The sequence below is a fragment of the Ruminococcus sp. YE71 genome (genome assembly GCF_900119155.1).
GTDB lineage: Bacteria > Bacillota > Clostridia > Oscillospirales > Ruminococcaceae > YE71.
In genome coordinates, this window is sequence record NZ_FPIR01000001.1 from 348,240 (window position 1) to 360,731 (window position 12,492).

Sequence of the window (12,492 nt, forward strand, 5' to 3'; positions counted from 1 at the left end):
TTATTTACGTCTTTGGGTTCAGCTGCCCGAAAGCTCACGCTTCATCTGGATGAGGTCGGAGATATTGATCTCGCCGTCACGATTCATATCGCCCTGTACGGCGTCAGTCAGCTGAGTGAGCCCTACAAGGTATTCGTGCAGCATGGCAGCGTCGGCGTCGTTAAATACACCGTTCGCATCCACGTCGCCGCGTATTTCCGCAGGCTTTGCGGCAACAGGCTCGAAGATGTAGGTCGATCTGTCGTTTGCGGAATTGACAAGCGTGTAGCTGCCGTCCTTGTTGCAGAGGATGGTGTAGGTACCTGTCTTGCCGCTCTCCTCGATGAGGGTGTATCTGCCGTCCTCGCGCTTTTTGATGGTGCGATTGCCCGTCAGCTTGCCGTCTGAAACGCGGCGGAAGCTGTACACGCCGTCGTTGACAGCAGGGCATACGGGAGTTACCGAGAACAGCTGACAGTCGAAGGCGTTGTAGGGATAGTGGGCGATATTGCCGCCGTTTTCCTTCGACCACTCGAACACGTCGAGCGAGTTCTTCGCACCCGAGCACTTCGAGAGGAACGCATAATAGCCGTTGTTCTCAACCACCTTGAACAGCTGAGTGTCCGCGCCCGTGTAGGTCGAGAGCTGAGCGTTTGCGCCGTCAGCCGCGGAAGTCACGGTGATGACCTTGCTCTCGTCGCCGACCGACGCGATACGGCAGTAGCCGCCCTCATCCGCGATAAGTCGGAACTGCTGTGCGAAACAGCCGTTCTGCTCCCACTGCTGGATATTGGTCTCCTCGTCGGTCTTGCCGCTGGGCAGGTCGAAGGAGAGGTTGCTGTTCTTGTTGACGATGTAGTAGCTGACGCCCGAATACAGATCAGTGCCGCTGATCTTCAGGGACGCACCGGGAGCCTCGTTCTTCACGTTGTCCCAGTTGTACACGAGGTCGTACTCCGCATTGGTGAAATCGCCCGTATACACGCGGTCGGTGCCTGTGAACTGATCGTTCTTCGCGCCCCAGACAGTCTGGTTGTTGCTGCCCACCGCGGTGAAGCTCATGACCTTCGTGCCCTTCTCGTTCTTGCCTGCGTAGAAGTAGCCCTTATAGGTCTTTCCGTCGATGACGAGGTTCGCCTCAGCAGACGAGGAAGCCTGCTTCCATGTGCCCTTTACGTCGCCCGAGATAGTCCCGTCGGCGTTCAGGGTGATGTTTTTGTAGCCTATTATCTTGCCGTCAGTCGAATTGCTGTGGTTGATGTATTCGTACTTGCCGACTATATCGCTCTCGTTGTAGCCGCCCTTGGAGAGCTTGTCGCCCGCATACTCAAACGGGGTCACAACAGGCCAGCCGTCGGCGTTGAAGTACATCTGATGAACGCGCACCGAGTGATATTCACTGCCGTCGTCGAATCTCGCGTGATAGAAGAGGTACCACTGACCGTCGTCATCGCGGAGCACGGAATTGTGACCGCACGCCATGTACGCCGTATCGAGGGTGGAGAACTTGTAGTTGCCCATTACCTTGAGCCCGACGGAATCGAGGTTGGTGTTCGAGTTCAGAACCGCCTGATTTCCTGCGGCATCAACGAAGGGACCGAGAGGCGATCTTGAACGCGAAACTCGCATATTGTAGCCGCCGTCGGAGAACAGTCCGCCGTAGGTCGTCCAGAGGTAGTAGTAGCCCGTGTCGGCGTTGTACTCGATGAAGGGACCCTCGCCCGACTTGCCGTAGCCGCCCGCGATCTTCGTGCCGAAGTAGCTGTCCACCATTCTGCCGTCGGAGGTGGTGCCCGTCTTGGGATGGATGCACTTGCCTGTCGTGGGGTCGATCTCCAGCGTGAATATGCCGCCCGACCATGAGCCGTATGTCATGTACATTTTGCCGTCGGTACCGTAATAGATGGTCGGGTCGATGGCGTTGGGGAAGAGCTGATTGTTGAAGTCGTGGTTGCTGAACCAGCTGTTGTTGTAGGTGACCTCGCCGCTCGCGATCAGCTCGTCGATGTTGGTGGAGGTGTACTTGCGGTTGACGTTTTTGGTGTCGCTGGTGACGTAGCTGTCGGTATCATAGAAGCCCGAATAGATCAGCGTATCGCCGAAGGTGTAGGTGCCCTTGATGTTCTTCGACCAGGCGTAGCAGATGACCGAGCGCTTGTAGGTGGAGCTGGTGCAGAAGTACATCACATAGGCGCCCTTACTGCCGTCGGGGCACCTGAAGTCGGGGTTCCAGATAACGTCGGGAGCCCAGACCGCGAATCCGCCCTTGCAGTCCTCAAGATCCTCACCTGCCCATGCGAAGGCTTTTTTCAGGTTCTCCGAGAGGTTGCCGAACTCAACGTTGTTGGTGCGGGCGTAGCCGTTGGAGAAGGTGTCCCAGTTGATGAGGTCGCCCGACTGCGCCGCGTCGATGTGGGAGCCGAACACATAGTAAGTCCCGCCGTCCTTGATGATGGACGGGTCATGGACGGAGACTCTGCGCCCTGCGGCGGCGGCTGGCATACTGCTTATGCCCGAGAGTGTCATGCCGAGCGCGAGGACGGCGGCGGCGATCCTTTGTTTTATCATTTCTTTTTCCTCCTTAACAGGTCATCGGGACCGATCGGAACTGCGTGCTGTGATACGGACAAGACAGCCGATATATGCAAATATATGAACATTATGACACATCTTAAACAAAACTATTACGGTTTTGATATATCGGACAATATCTTCGCATATTCCGTTGTATTTAAAAATTATTATAGCACAAGTGCTTGCCTATTGTCAATAGAAAAAGCGATAAAATAGTATTTTTTTATCGGCGTGCGATACCCTTTGGGACAATTTCGCCAAAAAAACATCTCTCCTATCGTCATGTTGATGGTATCGTCGGACGGACAGGATAGGGGAGCTCTGCCGCCATGTCACTTTTATTATATTTTTTAAAATTAGCAATATAATTTATTTAACTTTTTGTGGAATCTATTGCAATTTTCCCAAAAACGTGATATATTATTGTTATGGTGCTTGTATACAGTTGGATATATCTGTAAACGATCTTACGCGTTGCAGGCACACGGTTCTTAAACAGGAAATCAGAAATAAGAGCTCGGAAAGGGCTGCCGCGGGTTCGGTCTGTCACCGAAACGCCCTTGTCACACGGCGGTATTTCTTCCCTCTTATTTCAAAAATATTTTTGGAGGAGTTATTATGAAGCTAAAACACAGGCTGGTCTCAGCCGCGGCGGGCGCGGTATTCGCGCTCAGTCAGACAGCAGCGGTCGTTCCGTCTGTCAATGCCGCCGATGAGCTCAAAGACGCGATCGCCGAATCTTCGGGCGTCGATTACGACTTTGCGCGGGCATTACAGTATTCCATGTATTTCTACGATGCGAATATGTGCGGTGACGACGTGGAAGGCAACAACCGTTTTGAATGGCGCGGCAACTGCCACACCTACGATTCGCAGGTACCGCTCCACCCCATCGAGGACTGGGAGGGCGTGAACCTCACCGAAGAACAGATCGAGAAGTACAGAGATCTCCTCGATCCCGACGGCGACGGTTATGTTGACGTTGCGGGCGGTTTTCACGACGCAGGCGACCACGTTGAGTTCGGTATGCCCGAGAACTACGCCGCTTCGACAGTCGGCTGGGGCTACTACGAGTTCCGCGATTCGTATGTTCAGATCGGCGAGCAGGATCACATCGAGACTATCCTCCGCCACTTCAACGACTACCTTATGAAGTGTACCTTCCTCGACGACAAGGGTGAGGTCGTTCTGCACTGCTATCAGGTAGGCGACGGCGACATCGACCACTCCTACTGGAACTCTCCCGAAATGGACGAGATGGGAAGAGCCGCATTCTTCCTGACGCCCGACAAGCCGCAGACCGATTACGCAGCTTCTGCCGCGGCTTCGCTGGCTATCAACTACCTGAACTTCAAGGACACCGACAAGGCTTACGCTCAGAAGAACCTGAAGTACGCAAAGGCGCTCTTCAAGTTTGCGAAGGATCACCCCAAGGAGCTCTCCGACAACGCTGACGGCCCTAAGGGCTACTACAAGTCCCAGAAGTGGGAGGACGACTACTGCTGGGCTGCCGCATGGCTCTACAAGATCACGGGCGACCACAGCTACCTCGAAGAGATCTACACCTGCTACGACTACTATGCAGCTCCCTGCTACGTTCACTGCTGGAACGATGTATGGGGCGGCGTTCAGTGTGTGCTCGGCGAGATCTGCCGCGACACTCCGTACACCAAGGGCGAATACGTTTACCCGAACTTCATCGACGAGTTCAAGAAGGCGGCGAACAAGAGCCCCTACGAGCAGATGGACTGCTGGTCGTCGGTCGAGAAGGCGATCAACACCTACATGACAGGCGGCATCGGCGAGCTGACTCCCGAGGGCTACTGGTGGCTCAACACATGGGGCAGCTGCCGCTACAACACCGCCGCTCAGCTCATGGCGCTCGTTTACACCAAGTACAACGGCGACGCTCCCAACAAGTACAGCGACTGGGCTAAGGGTCAGATGGAATACATCATGGGCAAGAACGATATCACCTACCTTGAGCGCATCGAAGCTAACGCAGAGGCTGAAAAGAACGGCGAGCCCGCACCCTGGAGCGAGGATGAGCTTCACGGTCCGAGATGCTTCATCGTCGGCTTCAACGAGGATTCCGTGCAGTATCCTCACCACAGAGCAAGCTCGGGTCTGACCAAGTGCGAGGATCCCGATCCGCAGAGATACGTGCTGTTCGGCGCACTCGCAGGCGGTCCCGACAATCAGGACAGACACAGAGACACTACCGCTGACTGGACCTACAACGAGGTCACCATCGACTACAACGCAGCGTTCGTAGGTGCGAGCGCAGGTCTCTACAAGTACTACGGCACTCCCGATATGGCTCCCACCAAGAACTTCCCGCCGAAGCCCACCTTCACAGGTACGAGCGGCGGCGGAAGCAACGAGTGCTGGGTAACTGCCTGCGGTATCGACGACCTGAACGCTAACGGTGCAGGCGTCACCAAGGTGTCCCTGTACGTTATGACCGGCGCTACCAAGAAGCTCGAGGATCTTTCGGTGCGTTACTACTTCAGCACCAAGGGCATGAGCGACCCGAACAACGTCAAGGTATCGGAGCTCTACGACCAGGCATCCGCAGAAGCCGCTCCCGCTAACGGCACCATCAGCGGCCCCTACAAGTACGACAAGATGGATGACGTTTACTACGCCGAGATCAAGTGGAGCGACTACAATATCGCAAACTCGGGCAAGAAGTATCAGTTCACCGTTGGTCTGTACTACGGCGACAAGTGGGATCCGTCCGACGACTGGAGCTACCAGAACCTGAAGATCTTCAAGGAGGATGACGCGTTCTTCGGCACGGGCAACGAGGTCAAGAACGAGAACATCTGCGTTTACAGCGGCGACAAGCTGGTAGGCGGTATCGAGCCCGACGGCACCAAGCCCGAGTTCGATTCTCCCGACACCGAGACAGCAGCTCCGCTGTACGGCGACGTCAACTGCGACGGCACAGTCGATCTCAACGACGCTGTACTCATCAAGCAGTATGTTGGCAACCCCGCGAAATTCACCATCACAGAGACAGGACTGAAGAACGCCGACTGTGTTGATTCTGACGGAGTAAACGCCGCAGACGCTCTCGCGGTTCAGCTGATAGCGACCAAGGCTCTCTCCGAGAAAGACCTTCCGACTACAAAATCCAAAGTAAATTCTCTCAGCTGATGAAAACGAGAGGGTGCTGTAAGACGCAGCACCCTCTTTTTTGCCGTTTCAGCACCGTTTACTCCGAAAAAGATACCGTTCACTCCGAACAGCTTTATTTTCGGGATAGATGTGGTATCATAAATACGCAGTGAAGCTGATTGTTCGTGCAGCCATACCGCATGATGTTTTCAGACAGACCTTTCACGGCAGCGCAGTCTGCTGTCAGGCTTTACCCCTCTCCATAAGTACGGCACAGAGTCTGTCTTTCTTCCGCTTGTCTTTCGGCGAACGGCACCAAAAGCACGGACAATTATCCCTTTGCTGTCTGATACCGATCGCCAAAAGGTCAGCAGTCCTCTCTCTGCCGGCCTTTTGGGGGTCAGTATAACTGACACTCCATATTGACCCTCGAAAAAACGACCTTCCCTCAGCTGCGGGGGAAGGTCGTTTGCTGTTCTTATTCGGCTATTTCCTGACTCAGCACCAGCTCAAGTTCGAGCCTGAACTGCCTGTCGTCGGCTGACAGGTGAACATCGCCGTCGTGCTTTTTGACGGTGGTGATAATGTTCATCACGCCAAAACCGTGATGTTCCTTGTCCTCCTTAGAGGTCGGGATGGTGTTGTTCTCCTTTATCTCCACAGCCTCATAGATAGGGTTTGTGATGGTGAAAAAGAAGAACCCCTGCTGACAGTCGGCTTCCGCCCTGATGATCTTGGGCATACCCGAAGTGTCCTTTCCGCAGGCTTCGATGGCGTTGTCTATGGCGTTCGCCGTGATTATGCACAGGTCAACGTTGCTTATACCTGCCGAAGGCACACGCCCCGAGAATACTATCTTTGTGTTTATCGCCGCGGCTCTTTCGTTCTTATCGTTCAGGAGCGCGTCGATGATGATGTTTCCCGAATTGAACTGATTCTTCTCCGCCGCCGAAAGACCTTCCAGCTCGTCGATGTATCTCAGCGCCTTTTCGGTCTCGTCCGCTTCGATAAGGCTCCGCAGGCAGATCATGTGGTTTTTCAGGTCGTGTCTGAAGCTCTTGAACTCGCCGTAGATGGCGTTTATCTTCTCGTAGTACTTGACCTCATTCTCGACCTGCTTTGACAGCATATCCACCGTCGTCTTTTTCTCCGCCTCCGACACGCTTATCTGTATGATGGAGATGGCGGTGATTATCAGCCCTATCATGCAGGGCAGTATGTATATCTTGTAGTAAAGCTCATGATTCGGCTTATTCTCGCCCATGACGAAGACCGCCGCTATCAGCAGGAGAAAGAGTATGTTCACATACAGCTTTTTCGGGAAGGAGCCCACCGTCCGATGGACGACCATCTCCAGCTTTTTCCGCTTGATATAGAACAGTATCAGCGACAGCGCGGCGACGTCGATCATGAAGGAGACCAGATTGCTGATCTCGCCGTTGTCGATGAAAGCCTGACAGATATTCATGTATATCTGAGGCGGACACATGGTCAGAAAGAAGATGTATATTATTTTCTGACTGAACCCGTCCAGTATCATGCTGAACGCGGCTATCCGCCCGACACAGTAGAAAATGAACAGTATCTGCGTCACCGTTTTCGGAAAAACATCGGGCTTGCTTATCAGTATCGGCGCAGGGATAATGGAGATGACAAGGACAAGATACCCCAAGACCCTGCTTCGCGACGTCCTTATGCCGCAGACGATCTTTGAAAGCTGAACGATCAGGAGCTGTTCCGCAAGATTGGCGAGCATCGCCAGGAAAGAAATGATCGTCATTTTCAGCTACCTCTCCGAAAATTATACCGCTTGATATAGTCGGCAAAGGCTTTTCTGAAGGGCGAGAGCTTCGCCCTGCTGATAAGCGCCCTCTCCTTATTGTCGAAGATTATGTCCGTCGCCGTGTGGGAGACGATGTGGCGGAACCCCACAAGGTACGTCCTGTGACAGCGGAAGAACCTGTCCTGCGGAAGCTGCTTTTCGATCTCGGACAAGGTCTTCTTGTAAAGGAAAGTACCCTCATTCGTCCGTATATTGCAGTATTTGTCAGTCGCCTCTATGTAGATTATGTCGTTGATGTTTATCTTGCGGTTGTTCTCATCGGTCTTGATAAGTATGAATCCCGCTCCCTCATTTTCCGCGAGATACGAGTCGAGAGCCGCCTCCAGCTTATCCACCTTGACGGGCTTTATCAGGAACCTGTAGGCGTTCACCTCAAATGTATCAAAGACGATATCGGGAAAACTTGTGAGGAAGATGATCGCTGTTCTGTCGTTTTTCTCTCTTATCCTTCTGGCGGTCTCAAGGCCGTCGATCTCCGACATCTGATAATCCATAAATATCAGATCATACTCGTTCTGACTGTTAATAAGATCGAATCCGCTGGTATAGCTGTGGTATACCATTATGAGATTTCTCTTTTTCGCAAAATTATCAAGATGCTTTATCAGCTCTGAATGAAAGAGCATCTGATCGTCACAGATCGCAACTCTCATACAAGGATCCCCCCTTACTAAAAGCAATAATGATCGTGGTCATGCGCACATCACGGCGATACGGATGAAAAAGCCGCCGCAAATATCCCCCTTGTAATCGTTTTTACGGGAAAGTGCCGATGAGCTGACCCCCTTAATGCGGTTTACTCTGGTTTTTATACCGTTTGCTCCAAAAAATATTTGCCTTCGGCAGATAATGTGCTATAATAAAACCATAGGAACGAGAGTAACGGAGCGTATCCGAAGAAAAGGAGGTTTTACTATGTTCGGCTGGTGGGACTGGTGATCGTGACAAATCTTGTATACCGAGTGCCGTTCGGGACTGACGAAAAAAGTCTGTAACGACCGTATTTTCGCGGCATCCGGTATAAAACAGAGTAAGCATTAGATCTTTTATCTAATTTATTATATCACAATTTGAATTTTATGTCAATTATTTGACATCAAAAAAATTCTGACTTTTTTGTGCTTTTGTTCAGCGTTCGCCGTATCGGGGAAAAGCACACGGTCTTAAAATGTCCGTTCCTTTTACTTGTAAGCATATATTCCCAGATCGGAAGCGCCGATACCTCGATGTGAAGTATCGGCGCTTCTGCCTTTTTCGGCACCCGTTTTAGAAGAAAAAAATCAGTCGGCTATGATGTTCTTCGCATCACAGCCGACTGTTCTTTTAACAGACCGTATTATTTCACAAAGCCGTAAAGACCGTTTATCTTCTGATCCTTGACAGCCTTGGCCACAAGACCTGCCACGATGTTCGCACCCTTCTCGCAGAAGTGTGTGCCGTCAGTCGAGCCGCTTACCGCGCCCATCAGATGATAGGAAAGCGCAGTGTTGTAGCCCACGGAGTTGTAGTGGTTCACCATGATGGTGTTCAGGTCGATGCAGGGGATATAGTACTTAGCCGCCAGACTCTTGCAGGCGTTGCAGTAGTCGGTGTAGCTGTTCACGAAGCGTCCCTGCGAGCTGTTGTACGCGCCCATGCCGATAACGGTAGTTACCAGAATCGGGGTCGCGCCCTTGGCATTCGCGTCCTTGATGAACTGTGTCATGTACCACTCATACGAGCCCGAGGTCGGGTTGTCAACGTTGCCGCAGACAGGAGCGTAACGGTCGGCGTTCGACTTGCCCGCGTCGTTTATCGCGAACTGTATCAGCACGTAGTCACCGGGTTTCAGGGCGCTGACAAGACTGCTCCATCTGCCCTCGTCGTATGCCTTCTTGGTGCTTCTGCCCGCCATCGAGTAGTTCTCGACATTGACGCCGCCGTTGAAGTAGTCAGCCAGATAGTAGCCCCAACCCTGCTGAGGAGCATAGCTTGCGCGGTAGGACTGCACCGTCGAGTCGCCGAGGATGAAGACGGTGGGCTTGTTAGCGTCCAGCTGCTGCTGATAGCTTTCGGGGTCGTAGGTCTCGCCGTAGGGTTCGTCGGTGGGCGTGAGGTTGATGTAATCAAGGTTCGGACCGCCCTGACCTGCAACTGCCGATACCATCTTTATGGTATTGACACCCTGCACCAGCGGAAGCACGATGCCGAACTCGGTCCAGTTCGTCCATGCGCCCGTGCCCGTGAAGGACTGGAGCCAGAAGCGGCCGGTATCGCCGTTGACATATATCTTCATCTGGCGGTCGGTGGTGGAGCCGTTGGCAAAGCGGATGTGCGTCATGTAGTTTCCTGCATTCTTCACATTGACCGTAAAGGTGATATTGCTCGAATCGTTATTGTCGAGGTTGATGTAGCCTTTTTCGCTTGTGTATCCTGCGTTGGTGGTCTCGATAACGCCCTCTTCCCAGGTCTGATCCACCGCGTAGTAATTTCCGCCTTCGGAGAGTGCCGAGCCGTTATAAGCCTCGACCGTCATATAGTCCATATTCGGGCCGCCGTTTGAAGTGTTGGACTCGGTCTTAATGGTGTTTTTGCCTGCCTTCAGCGGAAGGACGATGCTCTTTTCTTCCCAGTTCGTCCATGCGCCCGTGCCGTTGAAATCCAGATAATAAGCCGAACCGCCGTTGACGGTGATCTTCATGGAGCGGTCGTCGGTCGAACCGTTGGCATAGCGGAAGGTGACTGTATAGTCGCCGTCTGCGGGAGCGGTGACCGTCCAGTTGAGGTAACTGCCGAGAACATTGTTGTAATTCCAGTAAGCTGTACCTTCAAAGCCGCCGTTAATGGTCTCTTCGATGCCTTCGTAGCCCTCAGCGTCGATCGCGTAATAGCGCTGACTGCTGTTCTCAACGAGCTGTTCTCTCAGCCCCACGAGGAACTCCTGCATGATGCGGACGTCGTCATCGGTGACAGCGCCGTCGCCGTTAAGGTCGCAGACCGTAACGGGCAGGGAAACGTATCCGCTGTTCTTGTCCGCGGCGCGCTTGAGGAGCACCAGATCGGAAAGGTCGATGATGCTGTCCTGATTAAGGTCGCCGATCATGGTCGGCACCGATGCGGTGGGTTCTTCGGGTGCGGGCGGATCGACGGGGTCATCGGTCTTCTCGCACTTTTCCGCCTTCCAGTTCTGGCACTTGCTGTAGGACATTCCCCACTGCTGAACGTTCGCGCCGTTCTCCTTGCTTGCGGAAGCGGTCTCAACGAAGCAAGCGTCCTTGGACGAACGGGTGGAGATGTAGTAAGAACCGTCGCCGAGCTTCGTGAACTGGAACAGCATCATGCTGTCCTTGCCCGAATAGGGCACAAGCTCGATATTTCCGCCTGCGGAGCCCGTCATAGCCTTCCACACGTAGTTCTCGTCAGCGGCAGAGCGTACATAATAATATGTAGTGCCGTTATTGAAGGGGGTCAGCTTCCACTTCTGATTGTTCTGACCGTTCGCGCTCCACTGCTGGACATTCGCACCCTCCTTGATCTCGGCGTTGGCAACGTCCATCACAAGACCGCTGTTCGTGTTCTTGAAGGTGTAGTAAACGCTCGTATCCATCTCGGTATCGCCGATCTTCATGAGGTTTGCCACGAGCTCGGCGTTTTTCTGAGCGCCCTTTGCACTCTGGTGCAGGTCGTCGTTTGCGGCGTAGTATTCGCCCATAGCGTCATAGCCGCCGATGCTGAAACCGAAATCCTGCCAGGCGTTGAACAGGTCAACGCAGGTGACGTTCTGTTCCTTCGCGATAGTGTCGAGCTGACCGCCGAACCATCTTCCGCCGAGTTTCGGACTGCGGTTGAAGTCGCCGCGTCTGCCCTGCTGTTTAACGAGTATGACGTTCATTCCCTTAGCCTTAGCCGCCTTGACCATCTCGGTCACTATGTTATAATACTCGTCGGCGTTGGAATAGTTGGTGTCGTTGATGCCGATGGAGATTATGTAGTAATCCCCCGCTTTTCCGTAGGTCTTTATCGGGTCGAACTGACCATCCTGATAGAAGCCCTTTGCATACTGACCGCTCGAAGCCTGATTGCGGACTTCAAACACGTTGGTGTTGACATAGTTGTTCAGATACTGTCCCCAGCCGTGCTGTGCGGTATCAGCCGTGTTGTAGTAATTTGCAACGGTGGAGTCGCCGCATATCCAGATAGTCGGTTTCATCTCGCCCGTTGTGTTCAGCTGAGTGATCTCGATCGAGGAGATGGAGTATTCGGAATTGTTCATTCCTGCAACTGCCTGAATATTCAGCTGTCCGTCCGTAACAGGGACCTGTATAGTCTCCCTCGCGTTAGTTCCCGTGAGGTTTATCATCTGATACATACCCTCGACCTTGATGGAAGTGCGCTTGGTATTGCCCGTTACCACGGTCAGCTGATAAAGTCCCTTCGGAAGATCGACGTTGAACGTGCCGCCCGTGAACTTGACCGCATCGGAAAGTGCGCCCGAGCCGCCTGCGCTGACGTTTGAAACGCTTCCCGAAAAGCCGTACCCTCTGGAACTGTTGTAGCCGTCGCCCGCGGAAACTCCCGTGTAGCCGCCTGCCGTGCCCGACCCGCCGAGGTCGAACTTCCAGTTTACCGTTGCGGCATCAGCTTTTAAAGCCGTGCCTGCCGAAAAAGTCGAAAGTGCCATCATCGCCACGGACATTCCGCCCAGAACTTTTGAACATCGTGACACTTTCTTTCTGTGAAACAGATTCATGTTTATTACCTCCATTCTATGCATCTTTATTCACAGTAAGACCATTATTTTAATTATATCAGATGACATATTTACCTGTCAATCAATATTTTTGAAAAAATAGTGGATTATTTACATATTTTGTTTGTATTCCGCACATTTTTTGTACCAGATGCAGTGGCGACTGCGGATGCTCTTGGGGGAGACCAGCCTTAGCTTCGCACGTCCGCCTTAGCTTCGCACGTCCGCCTTAGCTTCGCACGGC

General features: G+C 53.0%; 5 protein-coding genes. 1 reads left to right on the forward strand and 4 read right to left on the reverse strand.

Features of this window, described 5'->3' with window-relative positions; translation table 11 throughout:
* Positions 1-18 precede the first annotated feature (18 nt).
* The gene (locus BT142_RS01545) at positions 19-2,547 is read right to left on the reverse strand and encodes a family 43 glycosylhydrolase (protein ID WP_072416439.1); all 2,529 of its coding nucleotides are present in this window, start codon (positions 2,545-2,547) and stop codon (positions 19-21) included.
* A gap of 624 nt (positions 2,548-3,171) precedes the next feature.
* On the opposite strand from BT142_RS01545, the gene BT142_RS01550 reads away from it, so the two are divergent.
* A complete protein-coding gene (locus tag BT142_RS01550) occupies positions 3,172-5,715 on the forward strand; it encodes a glycoside hydrolase family 9 protein (protein ID WP_072416440.1) in 2,544 nt (847 codons plus the stop codon).
* A gap of 439 nt (positions 5,716-6,154) precedes the next feature.
* Here BT142_RS01550 and BT142_RS01555 read toward each other — a convergent pair whose 3' ends face one another.
* The 3 genes from BT142_RS01555 to BT142_RS18385 form a co-directional block, all read right to left on the reverse strand.
* Positions 6,155-7,456 carry a sensor histidine kinase gene (locus tag BT142_RS01555; RefSeq protein ID WP_072416441.1) on the reverse strand — a complete coding sequence of 434 codons (1,302 nt, stop codon included), beginning with the start codon at positions 7,454-7,456 and terminating at the stop codon, positions 6,155-6,157.
* Between the two features lie 2 nt (positions 7,457-7,458).
* The gene (locus tag BT142_RS01560; RefSeq protein ID WP_072416442.1) at positions 7,459-8,172 is read right to left on the reverse strand and encodes a LytR/AlgR family response regulator transcription factor; all 714 of its coding nucleotides are present in this window, start codon (positions 8,170-8,172) and stop codon (positions 7,459-7,461) included.
* A 683-nt stretch (positions 8,173-8,855) separates the two neighbouring features.
* Positions 8,856-12,248 (reverse strand): GDSL-type esterase/lipase family protein, encoded by a 3,393-nt coding sequence (locus BT142_RS18385; protein WP_175444864.1) that lies wholly within the window; start codon positions 12,246-12,248, stop codon positions 8,856-8,858.
* Positions 12,249-12,492 lie beyond the last annotated feature (244 nt).